The organism is Desmonostoc vinosum, from assembly GCF_059505385.1.
The window spans coordinates 35,146-57,570 of the sequence record NZ_JCACKM010000026.1 but is presented as its reverse complement, the minus strand read 5'-3'; the positions used below and the strand labels follow the sequence as shown (position 1 = coordinate 57,570).

The 22,425-nt window shown below is 41.0% G+C and carries 22 protein-coding genes and 1 CRISPR repeat array; of the genes, 15 read left to right on the top strand and 7 right to left on the bottom strand.

The features are described from left to right. From AC5JMF_RS03515 to AC5JMF_RS03485, 7 genes are all read left to right on the top strand, one after another. The coding region (locus AC5JMF_RS03515) for a hypothetical protein (protein ID WP_495794335.1) at positions 1–202 on the top strand (202 nt) is incomplete at its 5' end. Positions 203–235: 33 nt separating this feature from the next. Then, positions 236–1,165 carry a histone deacetylase family protein gene (locus AC5JMF_RS03510; protein WP_495794334.1) on the top strand — a complete coding sequence of 310 codons (930 nt, stop codon included), beginning with the start codon at positions 236–238 and terminating at the stop codon, positions 1,163–1,165. An 80-nt stretch (positions 1,166–1,245) separates the two neighbouring features. Further along, positions 1,246–1,443, top strand: coding sequence for a 50S ribosomal protein L35 (gene rpmI / locus AC5JMF_RS03505; RefSeq protein WP_495794333.1), 198 nt, complete (start codon positions 1,246–1,248; stop codon positions 1,441–1,443). Between the two features lie 22 nt (positions 1,444–1,465). Then, the gene (rplT, locus tag AC5JMF_RS03500) at positions 1,466–1,822 is read left to right on the top strand and encodes a 50S ribosomal protein L20 (protein ID WP_495794332.1); all 357 of its coding nucleotides are present in this window, start codon (positions 1,466–1,468) and stop codon (positions 1,820–1,822) included. Positions 1,823–1,834: 12 nt separating this feature from the next. Further along, positions 1,835–2,650: a transporter substrate-binding domain-containing protein gene (locus tag AC5JMF_RS03495; RefSeq protein WP_495794331.1), complete on the top strand. Its 816-nt coding sequence runs from the start codon at positions 1,835–1,837 to the stop codon at positions 2,648–2,650. 70 nt (positions 2,651–2,720) lie between these two features. Next, positions 2,721–3,245: a tetratricopeptide repeat protein gene (locus AC5JMF_RS03490; protein WP_495794330.1), complete on the top strand. Its 525-nt coding sequence runs from the start codon at positions 2,721–2,723 to the stop codon at positions 3,243–3,245. Between the two features lie 168 nt (positions 3,246–3,413). Beyond that, on the top strand, positions 3,414–4,601 hold the full coding sequence (locus AC5JMF_RS03485) for an RNA-guided endonuclease InsQ/TnpB family protein (protein ID WP_495794329.1): 1,188 nt from the start codon (positions 3,414–3,416) through the stop codon (positions 4,599–4,601). Positions 4,602–5,150: 549 nt separating this feature from the next. On the opposite strand, the gene AC5JMF_RS03480 is transcribed toward AC5JMF_RS03485, so the two are convergent. Next, positions 5,151–5,660, bottom strand: a complete 510-nt coding sequence (locus AC5JMF_RS03480) for a TM2 domain-containing protein (RefSeq protein WP_495794328.1) — start codon at positions 5,658–5,660, stop codon at positions 5,151–5,153. A gap of 185 nt (positions 5,661–5,845) precedes the next feature. Between AC5JMF_RS03480 and AC5JMF_RS03475 the strand changes: the two genes are divergently transcribed. From AC5JMF_RS03475 to AC5JMF_RS03465, 3 genes are all read left to right on the top strand, one after another. After that, on the top strand, positions 5,846–7,849 hold the full coding sequence (locus tag AC5JMF_RS03475; protein ID WP_495794327.1) for a primary-amine oxidase: 2,004 nt from the start codon (positions 5,846–5,848) through the stop codon (positions 7,847–7,849). Positions 7,850–8,296: 447 nt separating this feature from the next. Beyond that, positions 8,297–9,631 carry an RNA-guided endonuclease InsQ/TnpB family protein gene (locus AC5JMF_RS03470; RefSeq protein WP_495794326.1) on the top strand — a complete coding sequence of 445 codons (1,335 nt, stop codon included), beginning with the start codon at positions 8,297–8,299 and terminating at the stop codon, positions 9,629–9,631. 6 nt (positions 9,632–9,637) lie between these two features. Beyond that, positions 9,638–10,474: a uroporphyrinogen-III synthase gene (locus tag AC5JMF_RS03465; protein ID WP_495794325.1), complete on the top strand. Its 837-nt coding sequence runs from the start codon at positions 9,638–9,640 to the stop codon at positions 10,472–10,474. A 100-nt stretch (positions 10,475–10,574) separates the two neighbouring features. Here the strand turns inward: AC5JMF_RS03465 and AC5JMF_RS03460 are convergent, their stop codons facing one another. Next, positions 10,575–11,015: an Hsp20/alpha crystallin family protein gene (locus AC5JMF_RS03460; RefSeq protein WP_495794324.1), complete on the bottom strand. Its 441-nt coding sequence runs from the start codon at positions 11,013–11,015 to the stop codon at positions 10,575–10,577. A 379-nt stretch (positions 11,016–11,394) separates the two neighbouring features. Between AC5JMF_RS03460 and AC5JMF_RS03455 the strand changes: the two genes are divergently transcribed. After that, positions 11,395–11,715, top strand: a complete 321-nt coding sequence (locus AC5JMF_RS03455) for a DMT family transporter (protein ID WP_495794323.1) — start codon at positions 11,395–11,397, stop codon at positions 11,713–11,715. 282 nt (positions 11,716–11,997) lie between these two features. Continuing rightward, the gene (locus AC5JMF_RS03450; protein WP_495794322.1) at positions 11,998–12,219 is read left to right on the top strand and encodes a hypothetical protein; all 222 of its coding nucleotides are present in this window, start codon (positions 11,998–12,000) and stop codon (positions 12,217–12,219) included. On the opposite strand, the gene AC5JMF_RS03445 is transcribed toward AC5JMF_RS03450, so the two are convergent. Then, on the bottom strand, positions 12,205–14,154 hold the full coding sequence (locus tag AC5JMF_RS03445; protein ID WP_495794321.1) for an FAD-dependent oxidoreductase: 1,950 nt from the start codon (positions 14,152–14,154) through the stop codon (positions 12,205–12,207). The genes AC5JMF_RS03450 and AC5JMF_RS03445 overlap by 15 nt on opposite strands. Positions 14,155–14,471: 317 nt before the next feature. On the opposite strand from AC5JMF_RS03445, the gene AC5JMF_RS03440 reads away from it, so the two are divergent. The 3 genes from AC5JMF_RS03440 (at position 14,472) to AC5JMF_RS03430 (ending at position 17,824) form a co-directional block, all read left to right on the top strand. After that, complete coding sequence (locus AC5JMF_RS03440; RefSeq protein ID WP_495794320.1) at positions 14,472–15,071, top strand: TetR/AcrR family transcriptional regulator; 600 nt, start codon at positions 14,472–14,474, stop codon at positions 15,069–15,071. A 112-nt stretch (positions 15,072–15,183) separates the two neighbouring features. Further along, positions 15,184–16,692, top strand: a complete 1,509-nt coding sequence (locus AC5JMF_RS03435; protein WP_495794319.1) for a BamA/TamA family outer membrane protein — start codon at positions 15,184–15,186, stop codon at positions 16,690–16,692. Positions 16,693–17,050: 358 nt separating this feature from the next. Then, the gene (locus AC5JMF_RS03430; RefSeq protein WP_495794318.1) at positions 17,051–17,824 is read left to right on the top strand and encodes an ABC transporter permease; all 774 of its coding nucleotides are present in this window, start codon (positions 17,051–17,053) and stop codon (positions 17,822–17,824) included. 24 nt (positions 17,825–17,848) lie between these two features. Here AC5JMF_RS03430 and cas6 read toward each other — a convergent pair whose 3' ends face one another. From cas6 to csx2, 4 genes are all read right to left on the bottom strand, one after another. Further along, on the bottom strand, positions 17,849–18,976 hold the full coding sequence (cas6, locus tag AC5JMF_RS03425) for a CRISPR-associated endoribonuclease Cas6 (protein WP_495794317.1): 1,128 nt from the start codon (positions 18,974–18,976) through the stop codon (positions 17,849–17,851). A 37-nt stretch (positions 18,977–19,013) separates the two neighbouring features. Then, positions 19,014–19,555: direct repeats of the CRISPR family, unit length 37 nt; unit sequence GTTTCAATCCCCTTGCGGGGAGTAAGGTTGCTGAAAG. 254 nt (positions 19,556–19,809) lie between these two features. Then, entirely contained in the window at positions 19,810–20,424 is a 615-nt protein-coding gene (locus AC5JMF_RS03420; RefSeq protein WP_495794316.1) for a Uma2 family endonuclease, read from the bottom strand. A gap of 104 nt (positions 20,425–20,528) precedes the next feature. After that, on the bottom strand, positions 20,529–21,044 hold the full coding sequence (locus AC5JMF_RS03415) for a hypothetical protein (protein WP_495794315.1): 516 nt from the start codon (positions 21,042–21,044) through the stop codon (positions 20,529–20,531). A gap of 115 nt (positions 21,045–21,159) precedes the next feature. After that, positions 21,160–22,425, bottom strand: a complete 1,266-nt coding sequence (csx2, locus tag AC5JMF_RS03410) for a TIGR02221 family CRISPR-associated protein (protein ID WP_495794314.1) — start codon at positions 22,423–22,425, stop codon at positions 21,160–21,162.

Here is a 22,425-nt window from a genome sequence, read left to right as displayed (position 1 = left end):
CGCTTTTCCACCCCTGGCTAAAGCCGAGGGGCTACCAAGCTCTCGTACTATTCGCATGTTTGTTATTTCTCTACCTGCCTCCCTGTTTAATGAGCGTAGTCGTACCCCTTTGGTGAAGCAAGCTACGCGTAGCGTCTTTGAAAGCAGAAGAAGTGCTGCTCGCTTATTCCCCTCCCTGCTGGCACTGCTAAAGATACAATGACTTCAATATCCTGCTGCCAAAGTTGTTCGCCCTATGTTGCCAGTCATCTATTCTGACGAGTTTCTTGATCACGAAACGGGAAAATATCATCCAGAGAGACCAGAACGTTTAATAGCGATCGCCACTGCACTCAAAGAAGCTGCCTTTGCAGAAAAAATTGCTTGGCGATCGCCTACACCAGCACCAGAAAAATCATCTTTGATGTCTCTGTTGCTTAATGCACATACACCTGCATATGTCAAGAAACTTGGAGAAATTGCTTCTAATGGCGGCAGTTATTTAGATGGAGATACGCCAGTTTCCCCACGCAGTTATGATGTGGCATTGTTGGCAGTGAGTGCGTGGTTAGATGGAGTTGATGCTGTACTGGCAACGGCAAATCCAGCTTTTGTACTGGCGCGTCCCCCAGGACATCATGCCGAAAGTGATACAGGAATGGGCTTTTGCCTATTTTCTAATGCGGCGATCGCGGCTTTATTTGCCCTAGAACAACCAGAAATCAATCGCGTCGCCATCTTGGATTGGGATGTGCATCACGGCAATGGCACTCAAGCAATTGTGGAAACTCATCCGCAAATTGCTTATTGTTCTCTACACCAATACCCTTGCTATCCCGGCACCGGCAGAGCTACAGAGCGTGGCTCTCATGATAATGTGTTAAACCTACCCATACCTCCTGGGAGTGATATTTCAATATATCAGCCGCTATTTGAGAAAAAGGTAATGCCGTTTTTAAGCGACTTTCAACCAGATTTACTCATCGTCAGTGCTGGCTATGATGCTAATGCGGCCGATCCTTTGGCAAGTATCAATTTGCAGCCAGAAGACTATGCCTTGTTCACTGATTATTGTTTGGGACTAACTCGGAAAATTCTGTTTGGTTTAGAAGGCGGCTACGATTTATCAACACTCGCTCAATCAGTTGCAGCGACAATCGAACGCTGTTTGATTGAAATTTGGTAGAAAAAAGTTGCATATTAAGCGTTCCCTATTCCCCATTATTTAATATATAATGATGGATTGTGTCGAATTAAAGCAAGCCCATGCCTAAACTCAAGACTCGTAAAGCAGCTGCGAAACGATTCCGCGCCACTGGTACCGGTAAAATTGTCCGTCGCAAAGCTTTCAAAAACCACCTTTTAGAACACAAAACTTCAAACAAAAAGCGTAAATTGTCCAAAATGGTACTTGTCAACGAACGCGATGAAGAAAATGTGCGCTTAATGCTCCCTTATTTGTAACTATTTCAGGAATTAAAAAAATATGACTCGGGTAAAACGCGGTAACGTAGCTCGTAAACGCCGCAATAAAATTCTCAAACTAGCTAAAGGTTTTCGCGGTTCCCACTCAACTCTATTTAGAACCGCCAACCAACAAGTAATGAAGGCGCTACGGAATGCCTACCGCGATCGCAAAAAGCGCAAACGCGATTTTCGTCGCCTCTGGATCACCCGCATCAACGCCGCTGCTAGGCAGCACGGTTTAAGTTACAGCCAATTAATTGGCAACCTCAAAAAAGCTGATGTCCAATTAAACCGCAAAATGTTGGCGCAATTGGCAGTCCTCGACCCAGCTAGCTTCAGCAAAGTCGCGGAATTAGCCAACCAAGCTAAAGGATAAAGGTGGTAACGGATGAATAACCGATGTAACAGATGGCAAACAATTAATCCGTTACATCTGGTATTATCCGCTACCTTAATTTTTATTTTGTGCTTTCTCTATGTAGCAATTCCAAACAGCGCATCTGCCGCAGAAATGTCAGAAATTCAACTGCGGGGCCACATCAAAGTTGCGGTCAAAGATAACTTGCGTCCTCTGGGATTTCGAGATGCCAGCGGCAATTTACAAGGCTTAGAAATTGATTTAGCAAAGCGTTTAGCAGCTGACTTACTAGGTAAGGCAGAGGCTGTTAAATTTAAACCCGTATTAAATCGCGATCGCCTATCTGTAGTCTTAGACAAAAAAGTTGATTTTGCGATCGCCAGAGTCACAGCCACCGAGTCACGCGCTCGTTTAGTTAGTTTAAGTGTTCCCTACTATTTTGACGGCACAACATTAGTTACAAAAAATACATTAATTCAAAAAATTAGCGATTTAGCAAAACGGAAAATTGCCGTACTCAATAATTCCAATACCATTGCTCAAGTGCGGTACTATGTGCCCAACGCCGAATTAGTTGGGGTAAATTCCTATGCAGAAGCGCGAGATTTGATAGAAAACAATAGTGTAGATGCATTTGCTGCTGATGCCACCGTCTTGAGTGGTTTGGTGCAAGAATATCCCCAATATCGACTACTAGCAACTAAGCTATCAACCGAACCATTGTCTGTAGTTATGCCCAAAGGATTGCAGTACAATGAATTGAGACAACGCGTAAATGAAGCGATCGCTCGTTACATAGCAAAAGGTTGGCTAAAAGAACGCACTCAATATTGGGGCTTGCCGTAAGATTAGGAAGAGTGCTGAGTTAGTTGATAATAGATATAGAAGTAACTTTAATATTTGTACTTGGAAAACAATGGATGGCAATCTAGCAGTTGTTTATCTCTCGATTTTGGTAGGTATACTCATAATTGCTGTTGTGAGTGTTTTTCGGCAAATTTTCAAAACTCGCAAGATAGAAAGTTCCTTTTCTAAATTGCGAAAGAAATTAGAAAAAGAAAAAGGAACGGCTCAAGAATATTATGAGTTGGCTAGTATTTATTCAGAGAAAAAATTGTTTTCTCAAGCGATCGCATTGTTTCAAAAAGCACTCAAAGCTGCTGAAGAAGAGGAAGAAGAAAGTATTGCTCCTATCTACAACGGGTTAGGTTATGCTTACTTTGCTCAAGAGCAATATGACTTAGCAATTCGTCAGTACAAAGAAGCCGTAAAATCTAAACCAGATTATGTGACAGCATTGAATAATCTTGGTCATGCCTACGAACGGAAAAAATTAAATACTCAGGCATTACAAACTTACGAAGAAGCATTAAAATTTGCACCCAATAATACTACAGCCAAACGCCGTGCAGAGTCTTTAAGACGCTTAGTTTCAGCATAATTATTGAACTTTATTCAATAGTCTTTGCTTGACCTCACCAGAAATAAGCGGTAGTTGTGGAAGCCGCGTCTCTTCAGAGCGCGGAGGAAACAACACACGAGCGGATTTATCCGCCTAACTCTTCCAGGATCTCCGCGATTTCTGGTGTATAATTGAATGTAATCACATGTGAGGTTTTGTTTCGTGGAACAAGTACTGACCATAGTTTGCAAGCTTCAACCGAGCGCCAAACAGGCATCGCAAATCGATGCTCTGTTGCAAGCGTTCTCGGATGGCTGTGACTATGCGAATCAGACCGTAAAAGCGGGTGTGACCAGCAAAACTACGATTCAGGCACAGGTCTATCAAGATTTGCGCGAGAAGTTCCAACTGAGTGCAAATCAGGCTGTACGAGTCTGCGCTCGTGTAGGAGCGAATCGAAAGACTGCCAAGCAGAAGAGCAAGCCCGTCAAGGTGTTCAAGCCTACATCGGCGGATTACGATGCCCGAATCTTCTCGTTTCGTGAGAAAGATTGGACGGTAAGCCTGACTTTGATTAATTGCCGCGAACACATCAAGATTGATGCTGGCAACTACCAGAGAGGCAAGTTGAAGGGACACAAACCGACCTCTGCTCAACTGTGTAAACATCGTGACGGGCAATACTACATTCATATCCAACTCAAAGACGAAGCGCCTGAGCAACTGTTGGCAAAGAACGCGCTAGGGGTTGACTTTGGGCGTAGAGATATTGCCGTGACTTCTGACGGGGAGCGATGGGACGGTAAACCCATTCAGAACGTCAGAGACAAATTTTCCAAGGTCAGAGCGTCGCTCCAAGCAAAAGTCTCGAAAGGCACAAGAACCACGCGCCGTAGGGTGCGGAATATCTTGAAACGGCTGTCAGGAAGAGAGCAACGCTATCAAACTTGGTTGAACCACACTATCAGCAAGCGTGTCATCGAAACCGCTAAATCTCAGAGCGCCATTGTCGCAATCGAGAATTTGACGGGAATTCGAGATAGAACAAACCAGCAACCGCGTAACAAAACCGAGCGCAGACGTTCTAATTCGTGGGCGTTCTGTCAGCTTCGTGCATTCCTGGAATACAAAGGCATCAAGGAAGGCGTAGAGGTTGTAGCGGTGAACCCTGCCTACACCAGCCAAACTTGCCACGTCTGCAACCATATCGGATTGCGGAGTGAGAAGCGGTTTAAGTGTGGGAACTGCGGTTGGCATGGTGATGCGGATGTGAATGGGGCAATCAATATTTCTAAACTTGGGGCAGTGTTTGTAAGCCTGCCTGGAGGCTCAGTTTTTGCTTGTTCTTTGCAGAATGAGCAAAGGCTAGGGCTACTGAAAGCCCCGTCTCTTTAGAGCGGGGAAGCTTACTCCATACACTTAACTGCCTGTAGACATAGTACATCTGAACTATATAGCAAACTAACCTGTTTAGTTTGCTAACTTACACTAAAATTATTTATTGATAATCTTGTCTACTAAAAACATCTGATTATTTCAGTGATTTTCATATTTTTAATTAAAATTTTAGCTATGCTTAGAGGTTATTTATAAAGTAAAAATAAAATTACCTTAGTAGCGTTGCACAGCTAAAACAGTGCATTAAGTAGGAAGTTGCAATCATTTGTCAGACGCATTTAGACTTCGCTCAATGCTCGCTCCCTGAGAAGACGAGGGTTGAGCGGAGTCGAAACCCGGCTACTAAGGAATTTTGATATTGTTGCTCGTTTTTGATCATCATGGTTTCCACCTTTGTAAATCTATAGCAATAATTCCTTTACGCGTATTCGTCCTGGTATCAAATTGAAAAAAATCTATGTAGGCTTGTCCTAACTTAGTAAAATTAAAACTCTCTGTGTCTTAAAACACAGAGAGTTTTAATACCCTCGTCGCTAACAATAGTTCCTATATGTCGAAGTGATAACGGATAGCTCCAGTATTTAAATCATTGTTAATCTCAGCGTACCCCATCCTGGTTGCTTCTTGAAGTAACTCTTTCAATTGTTCTGGTTCTAACTCAGTGTACATAGCTGCTTGAGCAATCGAAAGTGTTCCATTGTGTTCCTTAGCAGCCTTAAGCAACTTCTGCATGGGACTAATTGGAGATGAGGCTGCTGGCTGTATTGCTTCTTGCAATTGTTTAAGTTGTGGGATATCGCCAATGTTCAGAGTAATTGATTGATTAACGCTAGGGTTTGCACTACCATGTAGTCCTCGTAGATAAATATTACGTTTTTCAACCATATCCGGAACAAGAGCTAAATCAATTAATTGACCAATACCAAATAAACCAAATGTGAAGAGGTATATCAAACCACCACCAACTTGTCCTGTGTAAAATCTTTGCCCGCCACAAACACCAAAAAAACACAAACACCAAAAAAGGTATGCGATACCTGAATTAACTTGCTGCATAACTTTATATTCCAATATTCCACCAATACCTGCTATATAGTGTTCCCAAGATTACATGTGAAGCTAACAATTAATTAGACTGATGAATTTGCAATTTTAATTTTGATATCGGTTTCTAAATTTATCGGTTTTTATGCTTATGCATGGAAATAAGTAACTATACATTTGTTATGGGAATTTCAAGGATGATTAAGAAGCTACGTTTTTTCGTGATAGCAATTACCTGTATTGTTATAATTGTCATTTCACTAGGGTTTATAGGAATCTTATCTGCCCAGCGTCCCTCTATTTTCCATCCCTTAACGGCGTTAACAGAAGGAGAAATCAAAACTGCTGTTGTAGTCATCAAAAAAACAAAAACGTTAAGCGAAACCGCAGCTTTTGGGATGATTGCTTTACAAGAACCAGATAAGAAAGAAGTATTAAATTTTACTAATATTCAACCTATTACAAGAAAAGCTTTTCTGGTAATCTACGATCGCTTGCAAAATAAAACCTATGAAGGAGTTGTTAATTTAAACACACAAACCTTGAGCTACTGGAAAGAAATACCTAACGTCCAACCTGCAATCATGAATTCAGAGTATGAAATAGCAACGCAGGTGGTAAAAAACGATCCCCGATGGCAAAAAGCAATGCAAAAACGGGGAATTACAAACTTTGATCAAGTTAAAATCAGTTGCTGGGCACCAGGAATTCTCAATCAACAGGAACAAACCGCAGGTAATCGTCTGTGTCGCGCCTTATCTTACTACCAAGGCGCTCGTTGGAACTTTTATAGCAGTCCCATCGAAGGGGTATTAGTCACAGTTAATTTAAACACAGGTAAAATAGCCAGTTTTACTGATAACGGCATAGTTCCCTTTTCTCAAGAAAACTGGAATTATGATGTACAGTCATTAGGTAAATTGCTTTCAGCGCCTAAAGCCTTGAAAATTCTGCAACCCAATGGCACAAGTTTCCAAATTAAAGGTAATGAAATTAACTGGCAAGGTTGGAAGTTTCACTATTTAATGCATCCCCGTAGCGGGTTAGTGCTGTACCTTGTAAGTTACAACGATGGGGCAAAAGTTCGACCAGTGTTATACCGCGCTAGTCTGTCAGAGATGGTAGTACCATATGGTGATCCTGATCCGACCTGGGCGTTTAGAAATGCTTTTGATGTTGGCGAATATAACTTTGGTTCCCTGGCAACCACAATGGAATTAGGTAAAGAAATTCCTGAAAATGGTGTTTTACTAGATGCTGTGCTTGCTAATGAACAGGGAGAACCTTACGTAGTACCAGGGGTTATCGGTATCTACGAGCGAGACAACGGTATGCTTTGGAAGCATTATGAATATGGTACGCAGCGTAATGATGTCCGTCGCAGTCGGGAGTTAGTCATAACTATGACTGCGGCAATTGACAATTATGACTACAGCCTCAATTGGATTTTTCACCAAGATGGTACTTTAGAGGTACAGAATGAACTAACAGGTATCGTCTTGGCACAAGGAACCCCTGACCAACAGCAATCTAAGGATAATTCCTATGGTCGGTTGATAGCTAAAAATATCACAGGGGTAAATCACCAACACTTTTTTAACTATCGTTTGGATATGGATGTAGATGGTCAGGCGAATTCTGTGATGGAAATGAATATTAAAGCCTTACCAATAAATGAAAAAAACCCTTTAGGAAACGCCTTCTCTGTAGAGGAAACCCCGCTAACAACAGAAACAGCTGCTGTGCGCGATGTTGATATGAAACACAGTCGAGAATGGATGATTGTTAATGCAACTGAGAAAAATAATCTAGGAGGAGCTACTGGATATATGTTAATGCCAGGAAGCAACTCAGTATTTTTTCCTGTGGAGGGTGCAAAAATCCGGCAAAGAGCAGGCTTTACCAATCATCATGTTTGGGTAACGAAATATGAGCCAGAAGAACTCTATGCTAGCGGTGATTATCCTAACCAAGCTCAGTCAGAGACTGGTTTACCTAAATATATTTCAAATAACGAGTCTTTAGGAGGTCAAGATATCGTGCTGTGGTACACGATGGGCGTCACCCACGTACCGCGACCAGAAGATTGGCCAGTGATGCCAGTTCACCGAGTTGGTTTTAAGCTTGTTCCTAGAGGATTTTTTAATCGCAATCCGGCTATAAATTTACCTGAATCGATGATAAAAGGGAACAGGGAATAGAGAATGGGGAATTGGGAGTGCTGTTAGCAGTAGCAGGGCGTAGCCCGTGAGGAGTGAGTGTTTGTTATTTCTACCCCTGCCTCCCCTGCCCCTTTCACAAGTGTAGGTTTTTCACATTCAATCCGAAAAAGCCCATTCTTTCGTTCCAAAATCTTTCTTTGCGTCACCGCGTCTCCCCGTCGCGCAAAACGCAAAATATTAAAAACCTACATCTGTCAGCCCTGCCCCCTCTCCTCTTTTTAACTAATTTGCCGTAAGTCCCCCACTGAATTCGGTACTCCGAATCAGTGGTGGGATATAAGGCGGGCTGCGACGATTGCATCTTTGAGCAATTCTTCCCGTAGGGAAGACAGGGAAAAAATGTATGAGGAGTAGCCAAATATTTTCGGAGCAATGTTACTGAAATATGTATATAATAGTAACAGGTCGATATTTGGAGAAGTTGAGATGAGGCGACAAGCAGTAAAAGTCAGGTTGTACCCCACTGATGAACAAATTCAAGTGTTAGCTCAACATTTTGGTTGTGCGCGTTGGTGGTGGAACTATGGGTTGAATCAATGTATTGAAACCTACAAGGCAACTGGCAAAGGCTTGTCTCAATCTGGACTCAATTCTTTATTGCCAGGACTCAAAAAAGTAAAAGAAACAGAATGGCTAGGGGAATGTTATTCACAGGTTTTGCAGTCTGTAAGCCTCAACCTTAGCCGTGCGTATCAAAACTTTTTTGAAGGTAGAGCCAAATATCCAAGATTCAAATCAAAACACCATCGACAATCAATTCAATACCCCCAAAAAGTCAAACAGGTTGATAGTTGCTTGAAGTTTCCCGGTAAGTTGGGAAGTGTAAAAGCCAAAATCCACCGACCTCTGGATGGGGCAATTAAGACTGTAACTGTTAGCAAATGCCCAACAGGTAAATACTACGCATCAGTTTTGATGGAATACGTTCGCGTAGCGTCTGTGACAGGAGAAGGTGATTACCCATTAGCAAAAAAAGATGGGAAGACTATTGGAATTGATTTAGGAATCAAAGATTTTGCAATTACCTACGACGGGGATAAAGTATCCAAATATTCCAATCCGAGACATCTATCTAAATATGAAAAGAAATTAGCTGTCAAACAACGCATTGCTGCACGAAAAAACAAAGGTAGCAATCGTCGTAGAAAAGCTAACAAGATTGTTGCTAGGGTATACGAACTCTTTAGCAATGTCCGCCAAGACTACCTACACAAATTATCTAGAAAGATAGTTGATAACTATCAGATTGTTGTAGTCGAAAACCTAAACGTCAAGGGCATGATGACGCTTGAAGACTCGCTAACGCTTCGCTATCGTAACCATAAACTAGCTGCATCTATATCTGATACAGGATGGGGAACCTTTGTGAACTTTCTAAGCTACAAATTAGAGCGTAGCGGTGGAAAGTTGATAGAAATAAATCGATGGTTCCCCAGTTCCAAGCTTTGCTCTAATTGTCATTATCAGATATCTGAGTTGTCGCTAGATGTGAGAACTTGGACTTGCCCAAGTTGCGGCACTCATCACGATAGAGATGGTAATGCAGCGATGAATATTAGAGCCGAAGGGATCAGAATGCTGTCCTCAACGGACACTTACTACAACGGGGGGAACCCCCGCAACGTAGTGTCCTCCTCTGGGACGGGGGAGGCTAACGCCAATGGAGAGGATGTAAGACCAATTCGCGGGCGCAAATCCAAGATGCGGCAATCTTCTGTGAAGTTGGAAGCCCACACTGTACCGTCAGGTCAGTCTGGGTAGTTCACTATGCTGACTCCATCTGCTCAATTGCCTTTATATGGTAGAAGAATCTTAGTGACGGCACCGAGGAATTATGCTGCTAGATTTTCTGAGCAGATTATTCAAAAAGGTGGTTTACCGATTCTTATGCCCACCATTGAGACATGCTATTTATCAAATTACGCTGAATTAGATATTGCTCTGAGTCAAATAGATACATTTGACTGGATTGTCTTCACCAGTAGAAATGGCATCTCTGGATTTTTTCAACGTATGAATGATTTGGATATTCCCACATCTATGCTGCAAAATTGTCGATTGTGTGCTTTGGGAAAAGACTCAGAAAGCTTGCTGTCTTTTTGTGGGAGAGTTGATTTAGTTCCACCAGAATCTAGCCCAGTTGGAATTGTGGCAGAATTAGCCAAAATTCCCAAAATAAATCAGCAAAAATTATTAATACCTGCTCCAGAAGTTGTAGGAATCGTTGAGCCGAATGTGATACCTAACTTGATTTCAGAGTTGCAGAAATTAGGCCCGCAAGCTATTCGAGTACCTGCTTATCTGACAAAGATTTTAGATAAAAGTATCTATGAAGTTGAACTAAATCTAATCCGTCAAGGGATGATAGATGTTATTGCCTTTAGTAGTACAGCGGAAGTGGAAAGCTTTTTGAAGATGGTAAACTTCCCAAGTGATTATGAGCATTCTATTATTGCTTGTTTTGGGCCTTATACAACTGCCAATGCTCAAAAGTTAGGCGTGAATGTTTCTGTTGTGTCAAAAGATTTTAGTTCGTTTGAGGGTTTTGTAGAGGCTATTGGGGAATTTTTACTTTTGATGTCAAAAGAAAAAGCTTGCTCATAGTTTACATGAACAAGCCTTTAGTGACTGACTAGACCCAATTACTTACGTGATTAACAATTTGCTCAATTTGTTATGGCGATCGCAATCTGCAATCATCAGCTTATACTAGATTAACTTTGACGACTCTATTCTTTTCTTCTTCTGCTTTAGGCAGTGTCAGATGTAATATACCATCCTTATATTCTGCCTTGACGTTGGTGTTTTGTATCCGGGCTGGTAAAGGAATCACGCGCTGAAATTTACCGTATTGGAATTCAGTTTTGACTACACCTTTGTCTTCTATTCTCAATTCAGATTTGCGTTCACCGCTGATATAAACAGCGCTATCTGTCACTTGTAAATCTAAGTCTTTCGCTGCAATTCCTGGAAGTTCTAGTTTGAGATGGATTGCTTCTGCTGTTTCTTGTAACTCAGCGGCTGGAACTTGAGTAAGATTCCTTTCAGCAAATGCTGAAGGTAGCATTTCTTCATCAAACAAGCGATTGATTTGGCGTTGTAGTGTGTTCAATTCTTGCCAAGGATTCCAACGTGCCATAGTCATATGTTTACCTCGTTATAATGAGTACTTGTTTTCAATCACTTCAGGATTTAATTCCTTGCTTTGTTTACATAATATTGAGAAATAAAAGTGGTGTAAATTCGGTTTTTATCACCTGTTTAATGATGATTGCCGAACCATAAATCAATTTGTTAGCAGGTACGGTAAACTCTACTAGTCAAATAGGGAACAGGGGGTATAAGGTAATTCTTGGTAAAAAATAGTGTATAAAAACAGATTCAACGAGAGGCGATCGCTAGTAAAATCAAACTAATTACTGATGATAAAAAATGCTTAAAATTGCCTAAGTCACGGTAATTTTTCGACTTGATTTTTCTTAAGTTGATAGGCATAATAAAGTACTTCTCCTGTCGCAACAGATATGTCAAATGGCTGGATTTACCTCTTAGCAGCAATCCTCTTTGAGGTTGCAGGCACAACTTGTATGAAATTATCACAAGGATTTACTAAGCTAGTTCCTTCAGTGTTAATATTCGTCTTTTATGGGCTTTGTCTTGGTTTTTTAACGCTTTGTCTCAAAAGGATGGAGGTAAGTATTGCTTATGCTGTTTGGGCGGGATTGGGAACCACTCTCATTGCAATTATTGGTATTATCTGGTTCCGTGAAGCTGCTACACTCATCAAACTTATATCAATCTCTTTGATAATTGTAGGTGTCATTGGCTTGAATGCAAGTCGGTGATCTTCACAGGCTAGAGGCTAGGGTATCCCCTGAGTGGTACGGTATAACCATAAAAAATACCTCGTCTATATGGAAATAGCGAGGTAAATTAATTCACATCAATAATCTGATTATTGTTGCAATATTCCGTTAGCAAAGCAAAATCAGACAACTTAGCTAAATGCTCTAAAAGTGTAGTAAACCTTAGTAGATATAGCCCACAAGTAATTGACCTTCAATACTTTAGCAAAGACAACTAAAGTACTGTGGTCAAATTGGCAGTTTTTTTATACATTAGACCTCTTGCAAAAGTCGGATACTCGCCAGAAAATAAATTTTCTGGCTGATAACTCAAGTCGGTTGAAACCGACTAATAACAGTATTTTTAGTCCGTTTCAACGGACTTTTGCTGTTAGGCAGAGACTTGAGTCTCTGACGGTTCAAGTATTTTTGCAAGAAGTCTATTGTTTGTGTAAAGACGCGCCGTTTGCAGCGTCCTTACACGTGACTCTAAATTTGCAGTAGTCCCTCTGGATTTACTGATAAAAGCGATCGCCTTTGCAAACCCTCACGATGTAAAATTTCATTAGCTGCTAACAAGCCACTACTAACCGCCCGTTCCATTAACCCACAAGGAAAGGGCATCTTTACCCAATCTCCAGCGAACAATAAGTTAGAAACATTAGTGCTAGTTTCTGGACGTTCTGCATAACTATTAGGTGGATACCCCGAAAAGTTATGCTGATTCACCAATTCTCGGTGCAATATTTTCGCTTGTTTTAACTCAGGGACAATTTCATACAGTTCTTGTTCAAAGGTAGTTAATAATGCTTTCTGATGAGGAAATTGTTTTTCTTTATAGCAATAAGCATGTAACTCCACGACGCTACCACCAGTACGTTTTGCCCAGTCGATGAATTGTTCTTGAATGCGGTGATAAAGAGTAATGCTATCGGTTAATTGATAGCCTGATAAGGAAGTAAAATCACTTTGTTCCCACTCAAAATCACGATCAAACCAGAAACGACAAACGGCAAAGGGATCAGCTATACTCAAATTCTCAACTTGCGATCGCACTTTTTGATCTACATCACCACTAACTCGCTTTAATAGTTGCTGTACTCCCGGTACATCGGTAGCCAAAACATAATAATCTGCTTGAATTATTTCTGATGATGGAGATGTATGATTAATTGCAACTAATTGCAAATTATCATCTTGCCGTTCTACTATTTGAAACTTAGCTAAGTCTCGCTGTGCAGGCCCTTTTACAACTTTACCATCAGCGGTAAACACTGCTCCATGACAAGGGCAATGAAATTTACCATCGGCGGCTATTTGTACACTACAACCTTGATGGGTACAAGTTAGAGAAATGGCTTCTTTACCCCCAGATGGAACTGCAAATACTTCATCTGCTGTACCAAAATACTCTAGAGATGTTGACTGCAATGTCTCTACATAAGGATTCCGCTTTACCCAAAAAGGAACATGATTTTGACTGTTACCAACATGATATTTTAGAGCATCAATTTTACCTTGTATGGTCGGAATTTCGCTTACAGTTGTATCTGTAATAATTTTACCGCCATTACTTTGAATTGCTTTAGCAATTGGTTGCACTAAGCTTGTTCCCATATCGTCTTTCGTGCCATTAAAAGCTAATCCTTCTGGATTGCCAAAAAAATAAAAATGGAAAAACTGCATGAGTTCTCCTACACTCATCATGTCTGGTGCATTCAAACTAGATTTGGCAAATGGGAGAAAGTACAAGTCATACAAACCTTGGGGAAATTCTGTTTTTACCCAATCAGCAACTGATATATTATCAAAGCGTCGATAATTCTTTTCTCGCTGAAAACCAGTGATTGCTTGGAATACTTGTAAATGTTTGATTTTTGTCAGATTAATTCCCCATTGAAAGCGGTTAGGAGAGGCGATCGCTAAATCTATAATATTCCAAGGAAAGGCTGAACTACTAGGGCGAAATATCTCTGGTTTGTATTTGGAATTGCGGTAAACTACAGAGTAAAAATTTAGCGATCGCCAATGATCAATTATTTCTAATTCTGATACTAAACTATTCAGGTTATAGTATTGCGGAAAAAAGCCATGGAAGCCATGTTCCATCATGAAGGTTTCGCCAGCAGCTTCTATTTGCCAACTAGCAATTTTGCCGCCGAGTTGCGGGGATTTTTCTAATAGTGTCACTACAAATCCCCGCTGGCTTAATTCATAGGCGCAAGCTAAACCTGCTAAACCAGCCCCAACAACTACAACAGTTTTTTCTTGATTCAACATCCGTGGAAGATTGAGAGTATCTTTTTGAAAAACTGCTGGTTTAGGCTTAGTAAAGCGAGAGTATCCTGTTAATCCTGCGATCGCACCAATCCCAAATAATTTTAGCAGTGTACGACGAGAGATAGTAGATGATTCCGGCAAAGTAGATAATTGACTCATTGGTAACAAAGTTAACTCTTCACAAATGAGGGACTGGGGATTAGAGACTAGGCACTAAGCTGTTGTGCTTTTAATTTGCATAGTTCAAACCACTAAAAAGACATGGGGATACGGAGACGCAAAGATGTAATTTCAATGACGATTAGCTTAGGAAATAACTTTCTTGATACTCAATTCCCAATTCCCCAACTTTCAAAGCCTACATTTCTATTTGATCAAACATAGATTTACAAAACTTGAGGTAATAAATTACAAGATTATTTGACAGTTTAATATATTATTTAATAATTGACTACTGAACGTTAGGTAGATTAAGGATGGCAGATAACCGCCGCTGTACGAAAGAAGAATCTTCTAGTGGGCGAGAACGGCTGGTTGATGAGGCTGAAAGATTATTTCGCGCACGAGGCTATAATGCTGTCAGCATGAGGGATATAGCTTTTGAGGTGGGAATTCGTCAGGCATCGTTATACTACCACTTTCCTAGTAAAGAGCAGCTTTTTGTGGCTGTCACCGAGCGGATGTTTGAGAGACATCGTGCAGGGTTACAGCAGGCAATTTACCATAATGGCAGTGATTTGCGATCGCAACTTCATGCAGTTTCGGGGTGGTTTCTTTCACAACCTCCCATTCATTTTTTAAGTATGTTCCACACTGATATGCCCTGTTTGGGGGAAGATAATATGCAAAAGCTTGCAGTTTGTGTAGAACAATCTGTTTTTGAACCGATAAAACAAACCTTCATCAAAGCACAAGAACGAGGTGAAATTCGCTATACTCGTCCCGAACTGCTAGCAGGGTTCTTTTTATCAGTCATGGAAACCATTCCCTTCGTCACCACCAAACCGAGTGCTGTCTCTGGGGAAGTCATGGCGAATGAAATGATTTCTGTTTTGTTGGATGGACTGAAAGTGTAATTTGGAGGATGGGGGGATGAGGGAGATGAGGGAGAGAGTGAGGGGACGCGGAGACGGGGGGACGCGGAGACGCGGAGAATAACAAATGACAATTCTCAATTCCCCATTCCCTATGGCTATTCCAAGATATATAGTTTTAATCGTAGCGATGTTAGTGAGTGGGGAAAATCGGCAGGCGCTTGCAGACTTTCAGGTTTCCACTCAAGATGATGTTAGTGAGATTGTTATAGACGGTGGGTATGCTAAATACGGTAATTATGTAGATTCAACCGTAGTGGGAGTACCCACGCTCGAAAGTGTGCAGGCTGTTGAGTTTTCCCAGAGAATTATCAAAGATATCCAAATTCGTTTTGTTGACGATCAAGGTAAGCTAGTAGATGATCAAGGTAAAGCGATCGCAGGACGTACTCAAAAAGATTTTATCCTCAGTCTTTTAAAGCTCAAACCTGGTCAAATATTTCGTGAGGATACACTTAGAACTGACTTAGCGCGACTTAGAAGGTTAGAATCATTTGATGAAGTCAAGGGTTTCTTTGAAGAAGATGCATCTGGTGTTAATATCATTTATGAAATCAAAGAGCGTCGTTTTCCTTCTCTGAATTTTGGGGGTGGTAATAGCGATGATATTGGGCTTTATGGTCAGGTTGGTTATGAAGATGCAAACATCAGCGGTCTGAACGATAAGCTAAATACAACTATTCAAATCAGCGGTAAAGATGTCCAGTTTAGTAGCCAATTTGTTAGCCGTTATCGTCCTGGAGAACCAAACCGTTTAGGTTACAGCATAGGCGCCCTTCGAGAACGAGATTTATCTGATACTTTTGACGAAGATATCAAACTAGCTAATGGTGATAGAGTAAGAGAAGGCAGATTTGGTGGTTCTGTAGCAGTTTTACGGTCTTATGATGATTGGGATGCAGCAGTAGGTCTCAACTACACTAGGATTAGTCTACGCGATCGCGATTACAATGTTGTACAGGTAGATGAATTAGAAAATCCGCTTTCCCTGAGTGGTACTGGTATTGATGACCTATTTACAATATCCTTAATAGTATCCAAAGATGATCGCGATCGGCGTAAAAATCCGACTCAAGGGTCAATCCTCACCTTCAGTACCGAACAAGCAATACCCATAGGACTAGGCAGTATTTCCAGCAACCGCTTACATGGTAATTATATTCAGTATGTGCCAGTCACTTTAATAGGGAATGGTCAATCAACAGAAAATCCAGAAATGGTAGCTATAAACTTGCAACTTGGCACATTCATAGGAGATTTCCCACCAGCTAATGCATTTGCTCTCGGTGGACTCGATTCAGTACGGGGTTACGGTTATGGTAAAGTTGGCAATAGTCGTACTTATGGTTTAGCTTCTGTAGAGTATCGCTTCCCTATTTTCCAATCATTGGGAGGAGTTGTTTTTGCAGACTTCGCCTCAGATTTCGGTTCTAGCAAAACAGTGTTAGGGGAACCGGGTGTACAGCGAGATAAACCAGGAAGTGGCTTCGGATATGGGTTAGGAGTGCGAGCAAACTCACCTTTTGGGCTAATTAGAGGTGACTTAGGAATCAGCGACCAAGGAGAAATTAGATTAGAGTTTACCACAGGTCAGAGATTCTAATTCGTAATTCGTAATGACGCGACGCTCCTGTGTCGCTCTAAGCGAAGCTATGCCGCAGGCTTTACGCTGACGCTCGTACCTCGCTACCGCTGACGCTCGAGGACTCGCTACCGCTTCGCTAACGCTAACGCTATCGAGGACTCGCTACCGCTGCGCTAACGTAATTCGTAATGACGCGACGCTCCTGCGTCGCTCTAAGCGAAGCTATGCCGCAGGCTTTACGCTAACGCTATCGATGACTCGCTAACGCTACGCTAACGTAATTCGTAATTCGTAATACTTCGACTTCGCTCAGTACAAGTTCGTAATTCGTAATTATTTATTCTCCCTCATCTCCCCTATTCCCCGTTCCTGAATAATGAAATATTGGTGCGAAACTATAGCTGTAACTCAGCGCATTTTGATTGAACTTTTACGTCGTAGGCGCAGTCTGATTTTTTGGACGATTTTTCCCATATCAGTGTTAGTTCTCAGTGGATTTATTTTGGCAGAACGGGCAAAACTTCCAATATCTAATGCTTTTGAATATGCTGCACCTTCAACATTAGTAGGCGCGGCACTATTTTTTAGTTGTTTAGGTGGTAGTGTCGCCACCGTCGTTGCAGAAAGAGAACAGCAAACTCTGAAGCGTTTATTTATCTCACCTTTGAGTGGTATATCTTATTTTTTGGGAATTTTTCTGGCTCATACCTGCATTGGCATAGGACAAACACTTTTGATTTATACTATCGCTGCATTTTGGGGTGCTACATTCAAGGGTTCGATTTTCTTGGGACTAGCAATTATTTTCATGAGTATCCTCGCCTACGTTGGTTTAGGCTTTATTTTGGGTACACAGTTGGCGCGTCGTATCGAAGATGTGAACGCACTAGTAGCCGCTTTTGGAGTTCCTTTATTAATTCTCGGTGGCGCATTTTTGCCCGCTTCCTTATTTCCTCAAACACTACTTAACATCGCCAAATTTAACCCAATTTATCACATGAATATAGCTCTAGTAGCAGTCTCAGCGAGAGCAGAAAATATTGATAAAATCGCATCAAACTATTGGTTTCTATTAGTATTTGCTTTAGTAATGGTATTCGGTGGATGGTTATCTTATCAACGCATGTTAAGAGTTGAAAAAAGACTGTAATTAGTCACTTATTCCTCATCTGTCTCACCCTTCTCCCCTAAGCGCCCGCCGTGCTAACTTTGCATAAGTTTTCACCGTAGTATAAGGCATCTCTAAATCTTGGGCTATCATCTGTAAAGATTCGCCCATTTCTCGCCGTGCCAAAATTGTAGCCCAGGTAGAGGCAATTTTATCAGCGCGATCGCCTCCTGTACGTTTTCGTTGTGCAGTAAATAGCACTGTTAACTCATCTATGCGTTCTCCTAACATATTTGTCAGCAATTGAGTGGGTACGGTTGTTTCTTGTTCCACCCATTCCAAGCGAGTTTGTCCTAGTCCAAAAGTAGTTTTATGCCCTGTACCACAGTAGGGTGCAAGTTTTACCAAAGCATAAAACAATCGCGTAAACTCAGAATTCGCCAAAGCTGCCTTACTCAAACCACAAGCAATTGCCCCTGTGAACCCAGTCACCGAACCCCGCTTACCCGCCGCTACTTTCACCGACTCCAAACGGTGTTGGTGAATGATAACTCCCTCATCTATCCAGTCGAGAAAAGCTTCTTGTGCAATTGTCATACCCGAAAAGTCATTCCAGCGACGCAGGTAACTGTGAAAAAGATTAACAGGAACAGGCAGGGGAAAATGATGACCTTTACGACGAAAACTAGTAGGCGAGACAAAACTCAGATTAACGTTAGAATATTTTTCTGTTGATGACTGTAATAATTGCCCGTAGGTAGTCGGTGGATGAGCAATACTTACCTGTTTTATGCTCATAGGGGCATCTCTTAAATCTAAAATTGCTGGTAATTGGGCTAACCATTGACCGAGAAACTCTACTACTCTTTGAGAAAGAGCATTGATATGCCAGCGGTAAATTTGATTTGCTTCTAATTGCAACTGTCTGCCAGTGGGAAGGAGTTGACCTTCTAATGCTGAAATATTGAATGGCTTTTCTGACTCTCCATCATGAAGGTAGGTGGAAAGTTCAGGGTTGAATTGCCGTACTTGGTCAAGAAACCAAGCATGAAGCCCAATAGTGTACTGAGAGTATAGGGAAGTGGAGGTTATTGGCTGAAGGTCAAATACCAATCCTACCAGTTCTGTGTCATCAGTCCACGTAGGGATAGATAGAAAAGATTCTGATTTGAGCTTTGCTTTTGCTCTTGCCATTACTGGATGTTATGCAAATCATAAAGTATTATATTGTATTTCCATCCCCTTGCGGGGAGTAAGGTTGCTGAAAGTCGCAGCAGTACTATTGGAGTACGATATCTCTGGCAAGTTTCAATCCCCTTGCGGGGAGTAAGGTTGCTGAAAGAGCTTTCGCCCAAACAACTGCACGAAGTGATGCAGGTTTCAATCCCCTTGCGGGGAGTAAGGTTGCTGAAAGTTGAAGTAGTCGAACCTGAAGTTACAGTGCGATGTTTCAATCCCCTTGCGGGGAGTAAGGTTGCTGAAAGCCCCAGATCCCAATTCACTCAAATATCTGTACTTATGTTTCAATCCCCTTGCGGGGAGTAAGGTTGCTGAAAGTCAGAGTCAAGATTTTCTCCCGGCAGGCAAATTCATGTTTCAATCCCCTTGCGGGGAGTAAGGTTGCTGAAAGGTCTTCGTGTATGTCTAATGTGCCTGTATTTTGATTGTTTCAATCCCCTTGCGGGGAGTAAGGTTGCTGAAAGTTGAAGTAGTCGAACCTGAAGTTACAGTGCGATGTTTCAATCCCCTTGCGGGGAGTAAGGTTGCTGAAAGTCCGCCCTCTAAAAATCAATCCAGCAGCAGACTTCAGACATGATTTTGGCAGGACTCAATTTTTAGAGCAAAAATCGAGCTTGAAACACTGCCAATTGAAACAACTTGAAACTGAAACTATTGATTTGTCTAGGTTCTGGAGTTTGGCGGGGCCCCTGGGGTTTTTGTCCCCGCTTCGACCTGCCAAAAATTGGTGATTGGTAGATTATAAAGCGATCGCCTACACCTGTCGAGAAATTTCCATTAGTTCTTAATTATGCTGCTAATATCTGTTCAACCGTAAGCGTCAGTTCTGGGAAAGTTCGCGATACGATTCTATCTGTACTTCGGTAGGAAGTAAATTGATAAACTCCATGCTCATCCAGAAGATAAACAAAAACTGTTGGTACTTTTGGATTTCCCAAATAATTGCGGCTTCCGATAGCTAGATAATCTACAATCCAATATTCGGATATACCCAAGCGTTGGTATTCATCGAGTTTATCGATATAATCATCTTCCCAATTTGTAGATACTACCTCTACAGCTAATTGCAGTGGTTCTAAAAAGGCTGTGTAAGCAAAAGGGTTTGAGTCCCATCGTGCTTTATCTACAACACTGACATCTGGAAAGCGACCTTGTTCTTTACCTTCTGGGGTGAAAGTTCTAATCATAATTCTACCTGACACCCTGTAGTTAAGATGAAGACGCTCAACCTCTCTATCAAATTTTCTAGTAATCAAATCTGCTGTATTGTCATGCTGGCGTGTTGGTAGTATCCGCACAATATCGCCATTAACTAGTTCATAACGACCCTCTTCGGGAAAGTCGTACTCCAGAAATTCTTTAAAGGTGAGTTGTTGCTGAGGTTGTTTTGCAGCTAAGGTCATGGTCTGTTTTGAAAAACTGCAAATGGTTATAGTTTAAGGATACTGCGGGAGTTTGGAAAAGGTAAGGGGTGCGATCGCATGTATGCACGTCAGAAAATACCTGACTATTTTCCATGAATACATCTGAAACTGGTATCAACTCTTTGTGTTATTTCTCCTCGTTCTACTCGCACCAGATTTTCTCTAGTAGCTGCGATGGTGAGATATAGGGGAATTCCGCAATCAACCGCCGCCAAAACCAACGCCGCAGACAAAGTTTTTGTACCACCTGTATAGTCAGCAAAAATTTCATTGTCAGAATTTTCTTGTAGCTGACAAATATACTTGTATGGAAGGTGATAACATTCAGCTAAATCGTCAGGATTTTGGATGAGAATTAAATCGCGATCGCTTTGAAAATTTTCACCTAATTCGACTTGTGTAGGAATATTCGGTAATTTTTCGATAACTTCTGTACCGCGTCGCACTTCACAAGGGGTTCCCTCGCCAATTACTTGTGACTTGCTGCCTTTTTCACCATCTGAGGCAATAAAAATCACGCGATCGGGTTTGAGGCTGCGAATTGATGTAACAATAGGTTGGAAGGAACCACCAACTGTGGCTAAGAGAATTTTAGGCATAAGCTAAATTTTTATTTTAAGCAATAGCGATGAAAACACTATAAATTATATGAAAGTATAGTAGTCATAGTTTCAAAAATATGTGATTGCGTTTTTTGTTTTTTTTAATATAAATTCAATCAATATTTTCAATATGTGGTAATAGTGCCTGCCCAATTTCTTGTAATTGAGGATATATAGATTGGGCTTTTTGTCTAAGTTTGGCTGCTGTTTGAGGTTGACGCTTCATACCCACATGAGCAATATCATTACGTAACTCAGTCATGTGTCCCCATATCTTTGCTAGAACATCTGCCTTTGATAGAGCTTCAAACTGTTCATCACAATCACTAGGAGTAATAGGACGTGGTTCTGGTTTACGTTTCTCAACTGCATTATTTAAAGAATTTTCTACAGACTTCCGTCCTTTTTCGTGGTCAAACATAAATTCACTAAAACCAAAATTTAATACTAATATAGAAACTAACCATTCCCGAGCTAAAGTTACTGCTTGTACAACTTTATCTCGCTGAATATACCATTCAATCATTTGTAACTGTAACCAAAGATTTTCAACTAAATTAGATTTATCAGTGGAATCTTTTAAAGCAAATTGTCCATATTCTCCAATCATTTTATCTGCCAGAAGTGCAAACGGTTTTGCTCGTAGAGAAAAACTTTGTGCAGCTTGCTTTAAGGTTTCCTCTAACTGAGTAGCTGATTGCATAGTCTCAATTGGTCTAGTAATATTTAAAGCTAATGAAATACTCTCAATAGTTTCAGCAGCTTTTTTAAGGTGATTTCTTAATGGTCTGCTGCTGGGGTTATCGCGTAGTTCATTACCGGATGGAATAGCATTTTTGATTAAATTTGCTAATGCCTGTCCATCCCCTATTTCAACAAAGCGTTCGGTTGCTGTTAACCAATCAAGCATTCCTACAAATTCTGATAAATTAATTACTGGTGCTGGTATACTATCTCTTGCATTACCTAATTCCCATGCTCCATAATAAATAGCCTCAATTTTAACTTCCTTAGCTGCTTTCAGGTAAGCTGCAAATAAAAATACGAGAAATGGTAAAGAACGTAGTCCATGAGTAATATCAAAAATTACTGAATCATTGTCATTAACTTGTTCTGCAATAATTTTGAAAGTTTGCCACATTTCTTCAGTTGTTTCGCCAGTTGGTATATCAATCGGCTTTATACGTGGATCTCCCAATTTATCCAGTACAGGAAAAGTTTTTTCTTTTGCCTCAGTTGTGACACAGACTAACATAGTATCGTAGTCGCAAAACTGGCGTATTGCTTCAGCAAAAACTTCGCCTTTATAAGTTTTATTCTCAAAACTATACATAGTTTCACGTGCATTTATACCAAGAAAAGTAATTACTTTTTTCAT